Source organism: Fulvimonas sp. R45 (assembly GCF_030504985.1).
Classification (GTDB): Bacteria; Pseudomonadota; Gammaproteobacteria; order Xanthomonadales; family Rhodanobacteraceae; genus Rhodanobacter_A.
In genome coordinates this window covers 34057-54626 of the sequence record NZ_JASERU010000013.1, presented here as the reverse complement: position 1 = coordinate 54626, position 20570 = coordinate 34057, and the positions used below count along the sequence as shown (strand labels likewise).

Genomic DNA, 20570 nt, shown 5'->3' with positions numbered 1-20570 from the left:
CGGGTCGAATTGCTCGGTATTGTGAATGCTTTCACATAGATCGATCCACGTCAGTTATGGACCGAGGTGTTTGCCATATATGTTACATATGAAAGCAAATAGTCAGTAACAGAAACTTCCAATTGTTTGACATTTTCTTTTGCTTCGGCCTAGCCTGTGCCTGGCAGGCCCTCGCCTGCCGCGCTTTGGGGAGCGCGCTGCCGAGCCGCCGGAGTCGTCTCCGCGGCGTACACGCATGGGGAGAGCATGGGATGAATTCAGTACGAGCGAGCCGATCGCGTCGCCTGCGGCGCAGCCTGCTGGCGACCGCGCTGGCGCTGGCCGGCACCGGTGCCGCGCTGGCGCAGTCCACCACCGGCAACATCTTCGGCACGGCGCCCGCGACCGCGGGCGAGACGGTGCATATCCGCAACACGTCGTCGGGCCTGGTCCGCGAGGTGCCGGTGGACGCGCAGGGGCGCTTCAACGCGTCGGCGCTGCCGATCGGCAACTACACGGTCAGCCTCATGCGCGACGGTCAGGTGCTGGATGCGCGCAACAACGTGGAGCTGCGCGTGGGCACCAGCACGCAGGTGTCCTTCGCCGAAGCGGCTGCCGCCGCGGCGTCGAACGCGAAGAACCTGGGCGCGATCACGGTCAACGCCAACGCGTTGCCGGCGATCGACGTGACCAGCGTGGACTCGCGCACCGTGGTCACCGCCACGCAACTGGCCAAGCTGCCGCTGGCGCGCAGCGCCGAGGCGGTGGCGATGCTGGCGCCGGGCGTGGTGGCCGGCAGTCCGGCGTTCGGCAGCGCGGTGTCGTTCAGCGGTTCCTCGGTGAGCGAGAACGCGTACTACATCAACGGTTTCGACACCAGCAACCCGCTGACCAACATCGGCGGCATGCAGCTGCCCTACGACGCGATCGAGCAGCAGGAGGTGCTGTCCGGCGGCTACGGCGCGCAATACGGCCGCTCCGACGGCGGCGTGATCAGCCAGGTGGGCAAGCGCGGCACCAACGAGTGGCATTTCGGCGCGCATGTGTCGTGGACGCCACGCTTCCTGCGCGCGGACACGGCCAACACCTACTACGCCAGCGGCGCGAAGAAGGGCCAGCTGTACGGCCGCTACGAGCACAACGGCAGCTGGGACACCGACGTCAGCGGCTACCTGGGCGGCCCGCTGGTCAGGGACAAGCTGTTCCTGTACGCGGCCTACGAGGTGGAGCGCCAGCAGGGCAGCAGCATCGGCAGCATCGGCAGTCCGTACAAGACGCAATACAAGTACCACGACCCGCGCTGGTACGCGAAGGTCGACTGGAACATCAACGACAGCAACATCCTGGAGCTGACCGCGGCCTCGTCCACCACCTCCTACGAGGCCAACCAGTACGACTACGACTACGCCACCGACACGGAAGGCGCCTTCCACGCCCGGAGCGCGCCAACCAAGAACAACAGCAAGATGGGTGTGCTGAAGTACACCGGCTACCTCACCGACAACCTCACGTTGACGGCGCTGTATGGCAAGATGCACCAGATCAACTACACCGACTACCCGGGCTACGACGCGAGCAAGACCTACATCAGCAGCATCACCGCGGAAAACCCGGCGATCGTCGGCAGCAATCCGATCAGGAGCCTGCAGCCGTTCGGCTACATCAACGCCGCCGACGCCGGCAACCGCACCACCAACCTGCGCATCGACCTGTCCTACCGCCTCGGCGACCATACGCTGAGCGCGGGCATCGACAACCAGGTGGCGCGCGCCATCGACCAGGGCGCGACCACCTCCGGCCCGGGCTACTGGTGGATCTACCACAACGCCTCGAACGACCCGACCGCGCCGATCGACCCGGCCAACGGCGTGCCGTCCCCGGTCGGCTATCCCGGCGGCGAGACCGGCTACTACGTCAGCCAATACTCGTATTCCGCCATGGCCTCGGCGCGCACCGTGCAGCGCGCCCAGTACGTCGAGGACGCCTGGCAGGTCGACGACCGCCTGCTGCTGAAGCTGGGCCTGCGCAACGACACCTTCACCAACTACAACGTCAACGGCCAGGCCTACGTGCGGCAGACCAGGCCGCAGTGGGCGCCACGCCTTGGCTTCGCGTGGGACGTGAACGGCGACGCCAGCTTCAAGGTGTTCGGCAATGCCGGCCGCTACTACCTGGCGCTGCCCAACCAGGTGGCGATCCGCGCCGCCGGCGGCAGCCTGTACACCAACCACTACTACACCTACACCGGCATCGGGCCGGACGGCACCCCCACCGGCCTCACCGAGCTGCCGCCGCACCACCCGGTGTCGCCCGACGGCGAGCTGGGCGAGGCGCCGGATCCCGCCACGGTGGCCTCCAGCAACCTGAAGTCGGAATACCAGGACGAGTTCATCCTCGGTTTCCAGAGGCAGCTCGGTCCGGTGTGGGTGTACGGGGTCAAGGGCATGGTGCGCCGGCTGCGCAGCGCCATCGACGACGTCTGCGACACCGACGTGATCCTCGCCACCGCGGCGAAGCAGGGCATCGACGTGGACAACCTGGCGCCGTTGAAAGGCTGCCGCATCTTCAATCCCGGCGTGGCCAACGACTACGTGCTGCAGACCAAGGACGGTGGCCACGAGACCGTGCGCGTCAGCAACGACGACTATGGCTTCCCTCACCTCAAGCGCAACTACTACAGCCTGGAGTTCAAGCTGGAGCATCCGTTCGACGGCACGTGGTACGGCTCCTTCAGCTACCTCTACTCGCGCAGTTACGGCAACACCGAAGGCCAGGTGCGCACCGACGTCAGCCAATCCGACATCTCGGCGACCACGTCGTGGGACAACCCGGCGATCATGGTCTATTCCAACGGCGACCAGGCCAGCGATCGCCGCCACCAGTTCAAGTTCGACGGCTATTACCAGCTGACGGACGAATGGCTGCTGGGCGCGAACGTGCTGGTCTCGTCCGGCGCGCCGAAGAGCTGCCTGGGCTCGTTCGGCTTCGACGACAGCAACCCCGACCCACAGAGCTACGGCTATTCGGCCTACTACTTCTGTGACCACAAGCCCGAGCCGCCGGGCCGGGCCGGGCGCCCGCCGTGGCAGTGGCAGCTCTCGGCCAACGCGGAATACCGACCGGCCTGGGCAGGCAAGAGGCTGGCCTTCGACCTGTACGTGTTCAACCTGCTCAACCAGCAGCGCCCGACCCTGCTCGACTACGGCTGGGGCAGCACCGGCGCGGTGCCGACCGACAGCTACGACCGCGTGATCTACCGCCAGGCGCCGCGCTACGTGCGGCTCGCGGTGAGCTACGACTTCTGAAAACTCCGCGCGGGGTGTCGCGAGGCACCCCGATCTCCCCTTCCGCAGCCTCCGGGCTGCGGTTTTTTTTATGCGCGGCGGGGCCGGCTCATCCGGCGCGGCTCGAAGGCAGGGCGTCGTCCACGGATCGAGCCGCCGGATGCAGCAGCAGGCGGCGGGCGGCTTGCGCCAGCTCGGGCGGCAATTCCGCCAGCGCCACGAACTTCCCGGCGACGCGCGCGGCCACGGGCACGCCGTCGCGGTACAGTACGCGCGACCCCGGCACCGCGGGCACCTTGTCGCCGGCCAGCACGCCGCCGACCAGGTTGAGCGGGTCGCAGCCGCCGATGCAGACCAGCTCGTCCTGTGCGCCGCGCTGGCGGATCGCGCGCAGCGGCGCGATCGCCTCGGGCAGGGCGAACTGCTCGCCCACCAGCCCTTCCACGAAACGGCCGCCGCGGATCTCGCCGCGCGCCTCCAGTCGCCGGTAGACGCGCAGCAGCTCGCGCCAGGGCGGCAACCAGGGCGCCTCGCGTTCCAGCAGTTGCCAGAACACCACGCCGTAGCGCGCGAGCAGGGTGCGGGCGACGTGCTCCGTTTCAATTGACTCACCTGGGCGCGAAGCGCCACGTTCGCCTCCTCTCCCCTGCGGGGAGAGCCCCGCCCTGAGCCGGTCGAAGGGGATTGAGGCGAGGGGCGAGTCTTGCGTCGACGCTTCACCCGCCTTCCCCGCGAGCGCCCGCCCTTCATTCGGCCTCTCGGCGGCCACCTTCTCCTCGCTCCCCAAAGCTGCAGCCGTCCATGGCCGCTCCCCGCGTGCCCCGGAGGGGAGAAGGAGCCGCCGCACCAGCGACCAGCGGCCCGCATCCTCGATGCCGCCGAACTGGTGCCGGCGCAGGCGCCGGTGCCGCGGCGCCTCGCGCTTCGCCGCCGGCAGCAGCAGGGCGCGCAGGCCGGCGAAGCTGTCGGCGCTGGCGCGGCCGGCGGCGACCAGCTCGCCCAGCGCGTCCTCCAGCTCGGTGCGCAGCAGGCGAGTGGCGGCGAGCAGTTCGTCGAAGAACAGCGCGCCCTGTTCGCGCAGGGCGTCGGCCACCGCCTGGGCGCGCGAGGAGAGCAGTTCGTCCTGGGCGTCGTCGCGGCCGGCGATGGCCGCCCAGACGGCCATCTGGCGACGCGGCAGCAGCACGATCGGGGTGGCGCGCACCGGCCCGCCGCCGCCGCCCGCGCGCAGCCGGCTCCAGCCGATGCGGCCGGCGCGACATTGCGCGTCCAGCCAACTGGCCGAGTAGTCCGCGATGCGCGTGGGCAGGATCTCCGTTTCCCAGGCGCCGGCCGCCGCCTCGTAGCCTTCCAGCTGGGCCAGCACCGCCGGCAGCGCGTCGGGGCCGCGCAGCCGGGTGGCCGGGCTCGCGTGCTGCCAGTCGAGCAGGAAGCGCATCAGCTCGCGCCGGCTCACCGGCTCGATCTCGCGCCGCAGCCGGCCCAGCGTGTAGCGGTGGATGCGCGCCAGCAGATGGCGTTCGCACCACTGCGTGCCGGCGACGGCGGGGTCGAACGTTCCCTGGATCACGTAGCCCTCGGCCTGCAGGCGCAGCAGCGCGGTTTCCGCCTCGGCAGGCGGCACGCCCAGCGGCGCGGCCAGCGCGTCCGCCGTGACCGGCCCCAGCCCCAGCAGCCGGCCGCGCACCAGTTCGCGCAGGGCGTCCTCGCGGGTCCAGGCCTGCGCGGCGTATTCGGCGGGCGCGGCGATGGCGGGATGCAGCGCAGCCTCGGGATGCACGGCCCGCCATAGCGGGAGTTTCTCCGCGCAGACCCACACGCCGTCGTTCCTTCTCCCCCTCGGGGAGGAGGTGCCCGGCAGGGCGGATGAGGAGCGGGTGCCCGCTGGAGCATTTCCAAAGGCGAGCTTCGATGAGGATCGAGGCGAGCTTGTCCCCTCACCCCAGCCCTCTCCCCGCAGGGGAGAGGGCGCAGAAGCCTGTGGAGGGGAGAGAGACAAACAGGTGACGCGCTGATCCCTCGCCAATGCGTGCAGCTTGTCTTCCCAGCCTTCGTTCGTCGCCGCCTCGGCCGCGGTGATGCCGCCCAGCGCATCCAGCGCCTCGTGCATCTCGTCCGCGTTGCGTACCTCGGGCCAGGCCTCGGCGCGCACCGCAGCGATGGCATCGGGGTCGAGCCGGCCCATGTCGCCGGCCCCGGCCGGGACGTCCTGGCGCACCGCGCGGGTACGGCGTTCCTCCAGCGGGGCGTCGTCGAGGAAGGCGTAGGGCGCGGCGTTGAGCACCGCGCCGGCCAGCGGGCTGGGCGCGGGAAGGTCGCGCGCGACCAGCCGGATCGCACCGCTTTCCAGCCCGCGCAGCAGGCGCAGCAAGCCGTCGGTGTCCATCGCCTCGCGCAGGCAGTCGTGCAGGGTCTGCGCCACCAGCGGGTGGTCGGGGATCTGCCGCTCGCCCACGATGTTCTCCAGGCAGGCGACCTGGTCGGGGAACACCGCGGCGAGCAGGTCCTCGCTCTTCATGCGCTGCAGCTGCGGCGGCACCTTCCTGCCGCCCGCGAAGCGGGGCAGCGCCAGCGCGGTCACCGCGTTCCAGCGCCAGCGCGCGGGGAACAGCGGTGCGTCGAGCAGGGCCTGCACCAGCACGTGCTCGGCCGTGCCCGAATGCAGGTAGCGCGCCACTTCCTCCAGCGGGAAGCTGTGGCTGGTGGACAGCGACAGCACGATCGCGTCCTCGGTGGCCGCGGCCTGCAGCTCGAAGTTGAACTGGCGGCAGAAGCGCTTGCGCAGCGCCAGCCCCCAGGCGCGGTTGATGCGGCTGCCGAACGGCGCGTGGATGACCAGCTGGGTGCCGCCGGATTCGTCGAAGAAGCGCTCGAACACCAGGGTCGACTGGGTGGGCAGCGTGCCCAGCGCGGCCTTCGCCCCGGCCAGGTACTCGACCAGCTGCCGCGCGGCGGCTTCGCCCAGGCCCAGCTCGTCGCGCAGCCAGGCCGACGCTTTGCTCCCCTCCCCCTCCGGGGGAGGGGCTGGGGGAGAAGGTTCGGTCGTGTCAGAAGGGGGGGCGAAAACCGAACCCTCACCCCTGCCCTCCTTCGGCGCGCTCAGGACAGTGCTCTCCCGATGGGAGAGGGGTTCAAGCAGGGCGTCCATCTCCTCGCGCAACCGCGACACCGCGAACGACAGCTCGTCGCTGCGCCCCGGCGCCTCGCCCAGCCAGAACGGGATGCTGGGCGGCACGCCGTGGGCGTCCTCCACGCGCAGGCGTCCCGGCTCCACGCGCTGGATGCGGTAGCTGGTGTTGCCGAGCTGGAAGATGTCGCCGGCCAGGCTCTCGACGGCGAAGTCCTCGTGCACCGTGCCCACCACGGTGGCCTGCGGCTCCAGCACCACCAGGTAGTCGGCGGTATCGGGGATCGCGCCGCCGGAGGTGAGCGCGGTGAGGCGTGCGCCACGCCGGGCGCGCAGCCGGTGGTGCACGGCGTCGCGGTGGACGTAGGCCGCGCGCGCGCCGCGGCGGGTGGTGAAGCCCTCGGCCAGCATGCGCACCACCGCGTCGAAGTCCGCGCGGGCCAGCGCGCGGTACGGATGCGCGCCACGCACCAGTGCGTATAACGCATCCTCGTCCCATTCGCGGCAGGCCACCTCGGCGACGATCTGCTGCGCCAGCACGTCCAGCGGCTGCGGTGGCTGCACCAGCGCGTCGAGTTCATCGCGGCGCACGGCGTCGAGCAGGGCAGCGCATTCGACCAGGTCGTCGCGCGTGGTGGGGAACAGCCGCGCCTTCGGCGTGCCGCCGACGTGGTGGCCGGAGCGGCCCGCGCGCTGCAGGAAGGCGGCGATGGAGCGCGGCGAGCCGAGCTGGCAGACCAGGTCCACGTCGCCGATGTCGATGCCCAGCTCCAGCGAGGCGGTCGCCACCAGCACCGACAGCTCGCCGCGCTTCAGGCGCTGCTCGGCGTCGAGGCGCTGCTCCTTCGCCAGGCTGCCGTGGTGCGCGGCGACGGTTTCCTTGCCCAGCCGCTCGGACAGGTGCCGCGCGGCGCGTTCGGCCAGCCGCCGCGTGTTGACGAACACCAGGGTGGTGCGATGCGCCTGCACCAGCTGCGCCAGGCGGTCGTAGACCAGCACCCAGGCGTCGTTCGACATCACCGCTTCCAGCGGCACCGGCGGGACCTCGAGGGCGAGGTCGCGCTGGCGGATATGCCCCGTGTCGATGATGGTGCAGTGCGATTTTCCCTTCTCCCCTCCGGGGAGAAGGTGGCCCGGAGGGTCGGATGAGGAGTGGGTGCTCGCGGAAGCCTTGCCTGGAGCCTGCTTCGATGAAGGCTGCGGCGAGGTGGGCCCCTCACCCCGGCCCTCTCCCCAAAGGGGAGAGGGAGATGTTGCGCCGACCAGGAAATCGGCGACTTCCTCGATCGGCTTCTGCGTCGCCGACAGGCCGATGCGCTGCAGCCGTCGCTGGCACAGCGCCTCCAGCCGCTCCAGCGACAGCGCCAGGTGCGCGCCGCGCTTGCTGCCGGCGACCGCGTGGATCTCGTCCACGATCACGCTGCGCGTGCCCTTCAGCATCTCGCGGCCGGAAGCGGAGCCGAGCAGGATGTACAGCGATTCGGGCGTGGTCACCAGGACGTGCGGCGGGGTCTTGCGCATCCACGCGCGCTCGGCCTGCGGCGTATCGCCGGTGCGCACCGCGGTGCGGATCGCCACCCCGGGCAGGCCGAGCTTTTCCAGCTCGGCGCGGATGCCCTCCAGCGGCGCGTCCAGGTTGACGTGGATGTCGTTGGACAGCGCTTTCAGCGGCGACACGTAGACCACCCGCGTCTCGTCGGGCAGCGCGCCGCCGTTGGCCACGCCCTCGCGCACCAGCGCGTCGAGCGCGGCGAGGAAGGCGGTGAGCGTCTTGCCGGAGCCGGTGGGCGCGGCCACCAGTACGTGGCCGCCGGCGCGGATCGCCGGCCACGCCCGTGCCTGCGCCGCGGTGGGCGCGGCGAACGCGCCGCGGAACCAGGCCGCGACGGCGGGGTGGAAGGCATCCAGCGGGCAGGGATCGGGCCGCATGTGCTCGGCACGCGAAGTGGTGGGGGTCATGCCGATCTTACATGCGTCCGCGTGCGCGCCCGGGCAAGCCCCGCAGCGGCCATGCAAACGGCGTTTCACCATGCCACCATGCATGGCAGGGCCGTTGCGGAGCGGACGCCGGGGAGGGGTCCGGGCGCGGCCTGTTCGCCAAGGGGAATCCTGCATGTCATCGAGAGATACACGGAAGCGGCCGTGGGCGGCCGGCATGGCCGCGCTGGCCTGGGCCGGGCTGGGACTGGCCATGGGCGGCGCCGCGCGCGCGGCCACGCTGGATCCGGCCGTGCTGCCGAAGGTCCAGGCGGCCACCTTCGAGGTGGTGGAGGCCAAGCCGGTCAAGGACCCGCTCAGCTACGAGAAGCCGTTGCCGCTGGACCTGCTGCCCTACCAGGAGCGCACCGACAAGTACCACTCCATCGGCACCGCGTTCGCGCTGGGCCACAACCGCTACGTCACCGCCGGCCACGTGCTGCTGGCGGGCGTGGGCGGACTGTGGGGAGCGCCGGAACTGCGCGACGCCAGCGGCCGCGTCTACGCCATCGACAAGATCGAGAAGTTCTCGCTGGGCAAGGACTTCGTGGTGTTCTCGCTGGCCAGCCCGCCGCCCGGCGACGCCGCGCTGGCGGTGGACGCCAGGCCGGAGTTGAACCAGGTGGTATATGCGGTGGGCAACGCGCTGGGCACCGGCGTGGTGATCCGCGACGGCCTGTACACCTCCGACACACCCGAACAGCAGGACGGCGCCTGGAAGTGGATGCGCTTCTCCGCCGCCGCCTCGCCCGGCAACAGCGGCGGCCCGCTGCTGGACAAGGACGGCAAGGTCATCGGCGTGGTGCTGATGAAGTCGGCCAACGAGAACCTCAACTACGCGCTGCCGATCGCCGAGGTGCTGGGCGCGCCCGAGCACCAGGCGGTGATCGACGCCAAGACGAACTACCGGCTCGACGTGCTCGACACGGTGCAGAACGGCAGGTTCAAGGCCAGCTTCGCGCTGCCGCTGGGCTTCGACGCTTTCGCCGCCACCTACCTGAAGCTGGGTGACGCCCACAGCGACGCCCAGCTCAAGGCGCTGCTGGCGCGCGATCCGGCGAACCTATTCCCGAACGGCGACGGTTCGCACCAACTGCTGTACGGGCGGCCCTCGCTGAGCAACTTTCCCCAGCTGATCGGGCGCGACAGCGACGGCGTGTGGGGGCGGGCCGGCCGGCAGCAGCACCGGTTCACGCTGGGCAGCAATGGCTACGTGGACGCCGGAAGCCTCGCGCGCACCGGCCTGGTCCACCTGCGGCGGCCGGACGATCTCCCGGCGGACCGGTTCTACGCCGACCCGGCCGTGCCGATGGAGCAGCTGGCCAAGGCGGGCTTCTTCCACCGCCAGGTCGGGCCGGAGAAGGTCAAGATCACCTCGCTGGGCCCGCCGATCTACCAGGCGCGGCACGTCGACCGCTGGCAGCGGCCATGGCAGCTCGCCGAATGGCCGCTGTCGTACGCCAACGTCCGCGTAGCGGTGATGACCCTGCCGGTGCCGGACGGCGATGTGATGCTGCTGCGCTTCGTGGTGCCGGGGCACGAGCACGACAACCTGCTCGACCTGAAGGCGCTGGCCGATTTCGTGGACGTGGACTACGAAGGAACGCTGGCGCAGTGGAAGGACTACCTGCGGCAAACGTCCTTGCTGCCGGCGGCCTTCAAGGACATCCAGCTCGACTTCGACTACGGCCGGCGCTTCAGCTATGCGTCGAAGCGGATGGCTTTCTCGTTCACGCCGGCGTTGCAGAAGATCGCGCCGGACAGCCTGCTGATGTTGGGCTTCGGCTATTTCGACGACCACGGCACGCCTGCGTGGGGCATCGACGAGGTGCAGCTGTGGAAGAACCGCGACCCGAACGACATGAACCGGGTCGCCATCCAGCGCTACGCGCAGCCGCCCGCCGACCTGGACAACGGCTTCCAGAGCCAGTGGCGCGAGGTGTCGCGGCGCGAGCATCCCTATGACGGCGTGGCGCGCGACGACAACGACGTGATGAAGATCGACACGGTCGTGGCGCAGGCCGGCGCGACGTCTCCCGCGGTGCTTTACACCGCGTTCTGCGGCGTCGAGGGCAGCCACGCGCAGGACGACATGAAGGCCAGGCTGGACCTGCTGGTGAAGCACCTGCAGGTGAACGAGCATTGAGGCGAGCCGCCCCGCGCGTCGCGCGGGGCGGCGGCATGGCGGCGCCCGCGCTCAGAGCCTGTTCAAATCTGCCCGTAGCTCGCGTTGCCTTGCCCTGGCGGCCAGGGCAAGGCAACGCGAAGGGCCGGGCCATCCCTGCGTCATCGCTCAGTCGTGGACGGACATCCACTCCTTCCCTCTTCCTCGTCTGCGCGCAAACAGCTTCCGGCGCAAGCCACGGGGAGATTTTGAACAGGCTCTCAGGCCGGCGCCGCCTCGCCCTCCCCGCGCAGCCGCGCCGCCATGCGCGCGAAGCTCTCCGCCGTGGCCGCGTCCGCGGGCACGAAGAAGAACGCCACCGCGCCGTCGGCCTGGCCGTCGCGCAGCGGAAAGCGGTTGGAGTGCACGCGCACCTCGCCGAATTCCGGGTGGCAGAAATGCGCGTCCCAGGCGCGCAGCGGCGCCACCGCGTGGCGTTCCCACAGTTCCACGAAGTCGGGGCTGGCCTCGGCCAGCGCCTCGATCAGCGCGTCGAAGCGCGGGTCGTCCGGGTGCGCGGCGTGGCTCATGCGGAACATGCCCAGCAGGTTGAGCATGCCCGGCTCGAAGCACGGCGCGTATAGCCGGCGCCGCGCCGGGTTCATGAATGCGTTCCACAGGTGGTTGCGCGCGAAGCGGCCGTGGAAGTCGCCGAACCGGTAGAGCCGGTCGGCCATCGCGTTGTACGCCAGCACCTCGAACACCGGGTCGATCACGAAGGCCGGCGCCTGGTACAGGTCCAGCAGCCCCTGCAGCGAGCACGGCAGCACGATGCGCCGCGCCGCGGGCTCCGCGTGCGGCAACCCGGCCAGGTGGAACAGGTAGGCCTCGTCGGTGGCGTCCAGCCGCAGCGCCTGCGCGATGCGCGCCAGCGCCGCGGCGGACACGTTGATCGCGCGGCCCTGTTCCAGCCACGTGTACCAGGTGATGCCCACCCCGGCCAGCGCGGCCACCTCTTCGCGGCGCAGGCCGGGCGTGAGCCGGCGCACGCCGCGCGGCAGGCCCACCGCCTCGGGCGCCAGCGCGCCGCGCCGCGCGCGCAGGAAGGCCTTCAACTCGGAACGTCGCCGGGAATGCTGCATGCGTGTGTCGCCGGGTGGTAGTGGGAATACCAGCAGCGGGAATAGTCTGCCCATGGTATCGCGCCCTGACTTATGGTGGCGCCATCCCCCCGTTCCAACGGATGTCCCGGCCCGTCCGTCACGGACGGCCCTGTCGGGCCGGGACATCCCGCGGTTGCGCGCAAGGCGCAGCCCCGCACCATGCCGCCCCGCTACCGCATGTCCCGGATGGAAGCCACGCGCACCGCCGGTAACGTCGAGGCCGCATCCCCCGTCCCTCTTGCAGATGCGAAGGAGATCGACATGTCGTTGCTGACCATCGACAGCGAAACCGCCGGCGACGTGCTGGTGGAATCGGATGCGTTGACCGATTTCGTGGTCAATGCCCAACTGATGCTGGACCCGGCCACGCCCGAGGCGGTGCGCCTGCAGGCCGAGCCGCGGCTGCTGGCCCTGCTGCCCATGCTGCAGGCGCTGGGCGTGTTCGAGCTGTTCGCGATCCGCGACCCGGCGCTGGCCGCGCTGGTGCGCGACGAGTTGCAGGCGGGCCGGCGCTGAGCGGAGCCGCGAAAGCCGTGCCGCGCCCGCGTTCAGCCGATGGCCGCGGCACGCTCGAAATAGCGTGCCGGCGGCTGGCCGTAGGCGCGCCGGAACATCGCGATGAAGGCGCTCGCGCTGGCGTAGCCCGTCGCTTCGGCCACCTGCGCCACCGGCATGCCCTCGGCCAGCCGCTCCAGCGCGCGGCTCAACCGCGCCTGCTGCCGCCACTGCGCGAAGCTCAGCGCGGTCTCGCTGCGGAACAGCCGGCTCAGACTGCGTGCCGACAGCCCGGCGCGTTCGGCCCAGGCTTCCAGGCTGCGGTTGTCCTGCGGCGCCTTCAACACCGCGTGGGCGATGCGCAGAAGGCGTCGGTCGACCGGCATCGGCAGGTGCAGCGGCTCGCGCGGCGCACGGTGCAGTTCGTCCAGCAACACCGCGCACAGGCGCTCCTGCCCGGGTTGCAGCCGTTCGGCGAACGCCCATTCGCTGGCGCGCCGCACCAGCGCGCGCAGCAGCTCGCTGGTGCCGAGCACGCAGGGGCGATCGGGCAGGCCGGCGCAGACGTCCGGCGCCAGGAACAGGCCCCAGCCGCTCATCGGCCCGCTCACGCTCACCGTGTGCAGTTCGCCCGGCGGCATCCAGCCGGCGCGATGCGGCGGCAGCAGCCAGGAACCGTAGCGGGTGCGCGCGTGCACCAGGCCACTCTCGATGCAGTAAAGCTGCCCGCGCAGGTGGCGGTGCCAGTCGTGGGTGCGGGTCTCGCCATTCTGCTCGCTGGCCGCGTCGCCCTCGTCCCAGTACGCGATCACCGGTGGGCCGTCGGCACGCTCGATGCGGTTCCACAATGGCTCGTGCCACGATCCCATGTCCGGTTCTCGATATTTGTTGACCAAATAACGCTATCAGCTTTCGCCCGGGCTTGCGTAAGCTGCACGGCGACTGGCGACGTCGCGCGCCAAACCCCGATGCCGCAGCCATCGCCAGCGGTTCCCCGCCCCCTCGTCCGCCGGTCCCCGCCGGCCGGCCCTGCCGGAGAACGCCATGCCGCCGATCCCGTTTCCCGCCCCCGCCAGCACGCCGGCGCAGGCGCCGCTGGAGGCGTTCGTGGCCTGCGCCCACCAGATGCTCGACCCGGCCACGCCGGAGGCGCTGCGCCGCGCGCTGGAACCGCGCCTGCTGGCGCAGCTGCCGGTGCTGCGCGCGCTGGGCGTGTTCCGCCTGTTCGAGCTGCGCGACCCGGCGCTGCGCGCCTGGGTGGACGACGAGCTGGCCGCGCTCGCGGCGCGGCCAGCGGCGCGCTGACGCAAATTTTGCCAAGGCAAACACTGCGGCAAACATATTTGCCTTGACAAATATTTCTTGGGCAATAAAATGCGCCGCCATGCATACCTCCGGTACCCCAGCCACCGACACTCCGCGGGAGAGCCTCGGCATCCTGCTGGCGCTGGTGCGTGCGGAGCTGGTGCGCGCGATCGAGGCCGAAATGGCCGCCAAGGGACTGGACCTGCGTTTCACCCAGTTCCTGATACTGAAGAGGCTGGCCGAGCTCGGGCCGATGACCGCCACCGAGCTGGCCCGCGCGGTGGAGCTGGACGGCGGCGCGATGACGCGCCAGCTCGACCAGCTCGAAAGCAAGGGCTACCTGCGCCGGCGCCCGCACGAGCAGGACCGGCGCGCGCTGCGCATCGAACTGACCGCGCCGGGCAACGCGCTGCAACGCCAGCTCGGCGGCTGCAAGGCCCGCGTGCTGGCCGCCGCGCAACGGTCGCTGGACGAGACCGAACGCCGACAACTGCACGACTACCTGGAGCGCGTGCTCCGCGCGCTCCGCGACAGGCACGACTGACCCCTCCCCGATCCGAGAAACGAAACCCATGCGTCTGCATCTTCTCGCGGCAGCCGTCGGACTGAGCCTCGCCCTGGCCGGATGCGCCAGCAGCGGCGGGCTGCATCCCGACGGCAAGCCGATCGACCCGTCCACGCTGGCGTCCGGGCGCAGCCTGGCCGGCGCCCAGGCCGCCGCCGCGACCTGGCCGCAGGCGGACTGGTGGACCGGGCTGGGCGACCCGCAGCTCGACGCGCTGATCGCCGAGGCGCTGGCCGGCAACCCCGGCCTGGCCGCCGCCGACGCCCGCGCCCGCGCGGCGCAGGCCGCGGCGGGCGTGGCGGAAGCCGCGCGCCGGCCCAGCGTGAACGGCGGCGCCGCGGTCTCCGGCGCGCGTCCGCCGGGCGCGTTCGGCGACTTCGCCCACTTCGCGGCGGCCAAGTACGCCTACGCCAGCTTCAAGTGGGACCTGGACCTGTGGGGCGGCAAGCGCGCCGCGTGGGAGGCCGCCGTGGGCCGCGCCCGCGCCGCCGAGGTGGATGCGCGCGCCGCGCGCGTCGAGCTGTCCGGCAACGTGGCCCGCGCCTACGTGCAGCTGGGCTACGCCTACGCGCAGCAGGACGTGGCGCAGGCCGAGCTGGAGCGCGCCAACGCGACGCGCACGCTGACCCGCCAGCGCGTCGACGCCGGCCTGGACAACCGCATGCAGCTGGAGCAGGCCAACGCCGAGGTGGCCGGCGCCGAGCAACAGGTGGCGCAGGCCGCGCGCGCGATCGACGCGGCGCGCTCGGCGCTGTCGGTGCTGCTGGGCAAGGGTCCCGATCGCGGCCTGGACATCGCCCGTCCGCAGCTGCTGCCGCCGGCGGCGCTCAGCGTGCCGGCCAGCCTGCCGGTGGAGCTGATCGGCCACCGCGCCGACCTGGTGGCGGCGCGCTGGCGCGTCGAGGCGGCGGGCAAGGACATCAAGGTTGCCAAGACCGAATTCCTGCCCGACGTCAGCCTGGGCGCGATGGCCGGCCTGCTCAGCATGGGCGGGGGCAACCTGTTCGAGGCGTCGTCGCGCTTCTACCAGTTCGGACCGTCGCTGAGCCTGCCGATCTTCGAGGGCGGCCGTCTGCGCGCCAACCTGGGCGGCAAGGACGCGGCCTACGACCTGGCCGTGGCGCAGTACAACCAGACCCTGGTCGGCGCGGTGAACGAGGTCGCCGACGACCTCGACGCGCTCGGCTCGCTGCAGCGCCAGGCGCAGGCCGAGCAGCGCGCGCTGGACGCCGCGCGCCAGGCCTGGAAGCTCTCCGAGCAGCGCTACAAGGCCGGCGTCGGCAGCTACCTGGAGGCGCTGAGCGTGCGCCAGCAGCTGCTCGAGGCCGAACAGCGCATGGCCGCGCTGAAGGCGCAGCAGGCCGACCAGTCCGTGCAGTTGATCCAGGCCCTCGGTGGCGGCTACCGCCCCACCGCCGACCACCAGCCGCCGGCGGCCGACGCCGCGGCCTCCGTTTCCCCCGATTCCGACCATCGTTCCTGAGGCAGCCCCATGTCCAGCCAGAATCCCACCGCGGCCGCCAGCCCGGCCGTCCCGCCGCCGAAGAACGGGCGGCGCGGTTTCCTGTTGCGCCTGCTCGGCGCGGTCGTGCTGCTGGCCTTCATCGGCTGGCTGCTGTGGTACTTCCTCGACGGCCGCTGGTACGAGGGCACCGATGACGCCTACGTGGGCGGCAACGTGGTGCAGCTCACCCCGCAGATCCCCGGCACCGTGGTCACCATCGGCGCCGACGACGGCGACCTGGTGAAGCAGGGCGACGTGCTGGTGAAGCTCGACCGCTCCAACGCCGACGTGGCGCTGGCCGAGGCGAAGGCCAACCTCGCCGCCACGGTGCGCAAGGTGCGCGGCCTGTATTCCAGCGTCAGCGGGCAGCAGGCGATCGTGGCTGCGCGGCAGACCGCGGTGGCCAAGGCCAAGGCCGACTACGACCGTCGCGTGGGCCTGGCCAGGTCCGGCGCGATCTCGGCCGAGGAACTGTCGCACGCCCGCGACGAGCTGACCGCCGCCGAGAGCGCGCTGGTCACCGCCCAGCAGCAGTACCAGTCCAGCAAGGTGCTGGTGGACGACACCGTGGTCGCCTCGCATCCCGACGTGCAGGCCGCCGCCGCGAAGTTCCGCGCCGCCTACCTCGACGACGAGCGCACCACCCTGGTGGCGCCGGTGACCGGCTACGTGGCGATGCGCTCGGTACAGCTCGGCCAGCGCGTGGCGCCGGGCGCGCCGCTGATGGCGGTGGTGCCGCTGCACGAGGTGTGGATCGACGCCAACTTCAAGGAAACGCAGCTCACCCACATGCGCATCGGCCAGCCGGTGGAGATCGAATCCGACGTCTACGGCGGCACGGTGAAGTACAAGGGCAAGGTGCAGAGCCTGGGCGTGGGCACCGGCAGCGCGTTCTCGCTGCTGCCGGCGCAGAACGCCACCGGCAACTGGATCAAGATCGTGCAGCGCATCCCGGTGCGTGTGGTGTTCACCGACCCGGCCCAGCTCGACAAGCATCCGCTGCGCATCGGCATGTCGCTCAACGTGGATGTGGACCTGCACGACCAGAACGGCCCGATGCTGGCCCAGCAGCCGCCGACCCAGCCGGCCTTCAGCACCGACGTGTACGAACAGCAGGCGCACAAGGCCGACGCGCTGATCGCCGAGATCATCCACGCCAACATGGCGGGCGGTTCGAAGTAAGACAGCGTGCCTCCCTCCCCTGCACGCAGGGGAGGGTTGGGGTGGGGTTGCTCTTCGTCTAGGCACCAGAGCACCCCCTCCCAGCCTCCCCCTGCAAGCAGGGGGAGGGGAAATTCCCTTCCCGCACCGACACGGTTCCATGAGCAGCCACTTCCGTCCACCGAATCTCGCGTTGACCACGATCGGCCTGTCGCTGGCCACGTTCATGCAGGTGCTGGACACCACCATCGCGAACGTGTCGCTGCCGACCATCGCCGGCAACCTGGGCGTCAGCAACGACCAGAGCACCTGGGTGATCACCTCGTTCGCGGTGAGCATGGCGATCTCGCTGCCGCTGACCGGCTTCCTCACCCGCCGCTTCGGCGAGGTGAAGCTGTTCGTGTGGTGCACGCTGCTGTTCTCGCTCACCTCGTTCATGTGCGGCGTCTCGCAGAGCATGGGCATGCTGCTGCTGTTCCGTGCGTTGCAGGGCGCGGTGGCCGGGCCGATGTATCCGATCACGCAGAGCCTGCTGATCAGCACCTACCCGAACGAGAAGCGCGGCATGGCGCTGGCGCTGCTGTCGATGGTGACGGTGGTGGCGCCGATCGCCGGCCCGATCCTGGGCGGCTGGATCACCGACAACTATTCCTGGCCGTGGATCTTCTTCATCAACGTGCCGATCGGCATCTTCGCCAGCGTGGTGGTCGCCGCGCAGCTGCGCGAGAAGGTGGAGAAGCTGGAGCGGCCGCGGGTGGACTACGTCGGCCTGGTCACCCTGATCGTGGGCGTGGGCGCGCTGCAAATCGTGCTGGACAAGGGCAACGATGCCGACTGGTTCAACTCCAACTTCATCATCATCACCAGCATCGTGGCGGCGGTCGCGCTGGCGGTCTTCCTGATCTGGGAACTGACCGATCCCGAGCCGATCGTCGACCTGCGCCTGTTCCGCCACCGCAACTTCGCGGCGGGCACGCTGGCGCTGGTGCTGGCCTATGCCGCGTTCTTCGCGATCGCCCTGCTGGTGCCGCTGTGGCTGCAGCAGAACCTGGGCTACACCTCCACCTGGGCCGGCTTCGCCACCGCGCCGCTGGGCGTGATCCCGGTGCTGCTGACCTTCTTCGTGGGCAAGTACGCCACGCGCATGGACCTGCGCATCCTCGCCGCGCTGTCGTTCGTGGTGATGGGCGCCACCTGCTTCATGCGCTCGGACTTCTACCTGCAGATCGACTTCTACCACGTGGCGATGGTGCAGCTGTGGCAGGGCCTGGGCGTGGCGCTGTTCTTCATGCCGGTGCTGACCATCCTGCTGTCGGACCTGCAGCAGAACGAGATCGCGGCCGGCTCGGGTCTGGCCACCTTCCTGCGCACGCTGGGCGGCAGCTTCGCCGCCTCCATCACCACGCTGATGTGGACCCGCCGCGCGGTGGCGCATCACGAGCAGCTCACCGAGCACATCACCCCGTACAGCCCCACCGCGCAGGCGGCGCTGCAGCAGCTCAGCCACGGCGACCCGCAGCGCGGCGCCAGCGTGGTGAACGGCATGATCACCCAGCAGGCGTTCCAGATGTCGTTCAACGAGATCCTGCACGCGCTGGGCTGGATCTTCCTCGGCCTGATCGTGGTGATCTGGCTGGCCAAGCCGCCATTCGTGCCGCGCGGCGGTCCCTCCAGCGGCGGCGGGCACTGAGCGAACGGCCGCGCGCGCTCGCGCGCAGCCGTCCCGACCGGCGACAATGGCCCACATGGGCACCCTCCGCAGGTATTTCGCCGAACCGGTCGCATGGGGCGATGTCCTGCGTGGCGAGGGCCTGTCGTGGCTGTTCGTGGCGAAGAACCTGCTGGCCGCGCTGGCGGCGCTGTGGCTGGCGCTGCGTTTCGACCTTCCGCAGCCCTACACCGCGATGCTTACCGTGTTCGTGGTGATGCGCCCGCAGAGCGGGCTGGTGCTGGCCAAGAGCTTCTACCGCACTATCGGCACCCTGGCCGGCGCGGCGGCCACCCTGCTGCTGTACGCGCTGGTGCCGCAGCAGCGCGTGCCGTTCCTGCTCGGGCTGGCGCTGTGGGTGGGCGTGTGCACCTTCGGTGCGGCGCGTTACCGCAACTTCGCCTCCTACGCCTTCGTGCTGTCCGGCTACACCGCCTGCATCATCGGCCTGCCCGCGGTGGGTGCGCCCACCGACATCTTCGAGGATGCGGTGGCGCGCGTGTCGGAGGTGATGCTGGGCATCCTCTGCGCCGGCGTGGCCAGCGACGTGATCTTCCCGCAACGGCTGCGCGACGCGCTGGTACGTGGCGTGCGCGCGCTTCGTCGCGTTCACCCGCTACAGCCATGCCGCGCTTACCGGCGCCTACGACCACGCGCGCATCGAGGCGCGCTGGCGCGACTTCGTGATGGAGGCGATCGGGCTCGAGGCGCAGCGCAGCTCCACCATCTTCGAGAACGCGCAGACACGTGCGCGCAGCGCCGCGGTGGAGCAGTTGAACCTGGAGTTCATGGACGCGAACACGCGCCTGCTGCGCCTGCACCACTGGATGCACCGCCTGCGCGGGCGCCGCGGCCCCGTCGGCACGGCGCCCCGCGACGCGGAGGCCGCCGCCGTGGTGGCCGCGGTGGAGACCCTCTACGTGCCGCTGGCCGCGGCGCTGGACGTGGACCTCGCCGCGCACACCGGCGAACATGCGCGCGCGATGGCGCAGGACCTGGCGCGCTTCGGCGCCGCCCTGCCCGCCCGGGCCGCCGCGTTGCGCGAGACGCTGGATGCGCCGGCGCGCGCCGACCTCGACGTAGCGCTGGCGCTGCTCGACGACTATGCCCGCGCGATGCGGCGCTACGCCTCCACCTATGCCGCGCTGCGCAGCGCGCCGGTGCCGGACGACGATACCCTCGCGCCGGCGCCGCGGCAGCACCGCTTCGTGCCGCACACTGACACCCTGGTCGATGCGCTGGTGGGCGTGCGCGCCGCGCTGGCGCTGCTGCTCGGCGCCGCGATCTGGATCCTCACCGCCTGGCCCAGCGGGCTGGGCATGGCGATCCTCGCCACCGTGTTCGTGGCGCTGTACGGCTCCAGTCCCAACCCAGTCGCCTCGCTGCGCACCCTGGTCACCGGCTTCCTGCTCGCCGCGGCCTGCGCGCTGTTCTGCTACACCGTGCTGCTGCCGCAGGCCGATGGCTTCGCGATGCTGTGCTGCGCGCTGGCGCCGTTCCTGATGCTGGGCAGCTACATGCTGACGCGACCCGCGCTGGCCTCGGTGGGGTCCGGCTTCAACATCGTCTTCGTCGACGCGGTGGGCGTGCGCGCCAGCCAGGCGTACGACTGGGCCGGCATCCTCAACGACGTGCTGGCCGACCTGTCCTGCGTGCTGCTGGCGCTGGTGCTGCTGGCCGCCTTCATGCCGGCCGGCGGCCGCTGGATGCGCGAACGCCTGCTGCATCGCCTGCGCGGCTATGTGGTGGCGGCCTGCCGCGCACCGCTGGCCGGCCAGCGCGCGCGCTTCGAGGCCGCGCCGCGCGACCTGCTGCAGAAACTGCTGGCCCAGCCCGGCGCCAGCGCCGAGATCACCGCGCAGACCCTGCGCTGGGCGCAGCTGGTGATGAACGTGGGGCGCGGCGTGCTCGACCTGCGCGAAGGCTTGGCATCCGCCGGATTGCCGCTGGGTTTGCGGGAACGTCTGGAAGGTTCCGTGCTGCCGTGCCTGGCCGGGTTGTTCGCGCGACCGGGCGCCGCCGCGCACGAGCGGGCAGTGGCGGAACTGGACGAAGCCATGCGCATCGCGGTGCTGGACGCCCCGCCCGGCCGTCGTCCGTTGCTGGTGCAGCTGCACCTGCTGCGCACCCAGCTGCGCGACGCCGCGCACACGCTGGGCGACGGCGGGACGGTGTCGCCGTAGCGGACGCCGTCCCGC

The 20570-nt window shown here is 70.9% G+C and carries 12 protein-coding genes; 9 read left to right on the top strand and 3 right to left on the bottom strand.

The window, feature by feature from the left end; translation table 11 throughout:
- Positions 1–251: 251 nt before the first annotated feature.
- Complete coding sequence (locus QMK61_RS12370) at positions 252–3284, top strand: TonB-dependent receptor (RefSeq protein ID WP_302072520.1); 3033 nt, start codon at positions 252–254, stop codon at positions 3282–3284.
- An 88-nt stretch (positions 3285–3372) separates the two neighbouring features.
- Here QMK61_RS12370 and QMK61_RS12365 read toward each other — a convergent pair whose 3' ends face one another.
- A complete protein-coding gene (locus tag QMK61_RS12365) occupies positions 3373–8319 on the bottom strand; it encodes a DEAD/DEAH box helicase (protein ID WP_302072575.1) in 4947 nt (1648 codons plus the stop codon).
- 184 nt (positions 8320–8503) lie between these two features.
- Between QMK61_RS12365 and QMK61_RS12360 the strand changes: the two genes are divergently transcribed.
- Positions 8504–10513 (top strand): trypsin-like peptidase domain-containing protein, encoded by a 2010-nt coding sequence (locus QMK61_RS12360; protein WP_302072519.1) that lies wholly within the window; start codon positions 8504–8506, stop codon positions 10511–10513.
- A gap of 239 nt (positions 10514–10752) precedes the next feature.
- Here the strand turns inward: QMK61_RS12360 and QMK61_RS12355 are convergent, their stop codons facing one another.
- Positions 10753–11613 (bottom strand): helix-turn-helix transcriptional regulator, encoded by an 861-nt coding sequence (locus QMK61_RS12355; protein WP_302072518.1) that lies wholly within the window; start codon positions 11611–11613, stop codon positions 10753–10755.
- Positions 11614–11895: 282 nt separating this feature from the next.
- Between QMK61_RS12355 and QMK61_RS12350 the strand changes: the two genes are divergently transcribed.
- Positions 11896–12150, top strand: a complete 255-nt coding sequence (locus tag QMK61_RS12350; protein WP_302072517.1) for a hypothetical protein — start codon at positions 11896–11898, stop codon at positions 12148–12150.
- A gap of 32 nt (positions 12151–12182) precedes the next feature.
- On the opposite strand, the gene QMK61_RS12345 is transcribed toward QMK61_RS12350, so the two are convergent.
- The gene (locus tag QMK61_RS12345) at positions 12183–12998 is read right to left on the bottom strand and encodes a helix-turn-helix transcriptional regulator (RefSeq protein ID WP_302072516.1); all 816 of its coding nucleotides are present in this window, start codon (positions 12996–12998) and stop codon (positions 12183–12185) included.
- Positions 12999–13173: 175 nt separating this feature from the next.
- Here QMK61_RS12345 and QMK61_RS12340 point away from each other — a divergent pair, with 175 nt between their 5' ends.
- The 6 genes from QMK61_RS12340 to QMK61_RS12315 all read left to right on the top strand — a co-directional run bounded on the left by QMK61_RS12340 (position 13174) and on the right by QMK61_RS12315 (position 20555).
- Complete coding sequence (locus QMK61_RS12340; protein ID WP_302072515.1) at positions 13174–13434, top strand: hypothetical protein; 261 nt, start codon at positions 13174–13176, stop codon at positions 13432–13434.
- A gap of 79 nt (positions 13435–13513) precedes the next feature.
- A complete protein-coding gene (locus tag QMK61_RS12335; protein ID WP_302072514.1) occupies positions 13514–13978 on the top strand; it encodes a MarR family transcriptional regulator in 465 nt (154 codons plus the stop codon).
- A 28-nt stretch (positions 13979–14006) separates the two neighbouring features.
- Positions 14007–15482 carry an efflux transporter outer membrane subunit gene (locus tag QMK61_RS12330; protein WP_302072513.1) on the top strand — a complete coding sequence of 492 codons (1476 nt, stop codon included), beginning with the start codon at positions 14007–14009 and terminating at the stop codon, positions 15480–15482.
- A 9-nt stretch (positions 15483–15491) separates the two neighbouring features.
- Complete coding sequence (locus QMK61_RS12325; protein WP_302072512.1) at positions 15492–16685, top strand: efflux RND transporter periplasmic adaptor subunit; 1194 nt, start codon at positions 15492–15494, stop codon at positions 16683–16685.
- A 139-nt stretch (positions 16686–16824) separates the two neighbouring features.
- Positions 16825–18354: a DHA2 family efflux MFS transporter permease subunit gene (locus tag QMK61_RS12320; protein ID WP_302072511.1), complete on the top strand. Its 1530-nt coding sequence runs from the start codon at positions 16825–16827 to the stop codon at positions 18352–18354.
- A 602-nt stretch (positions 18355–18956) separates the two neighbouring features.
- Entirely contained in the window at positions 18957–20555 is a 1599-nt protein-coding gene (locus tag QMK61_RS12315) for an FUSC family protein (protein ID WP_302072510.1), read from the top strand.
- Positions 20556–20570 lie beyond the last annotated feature (15 nt).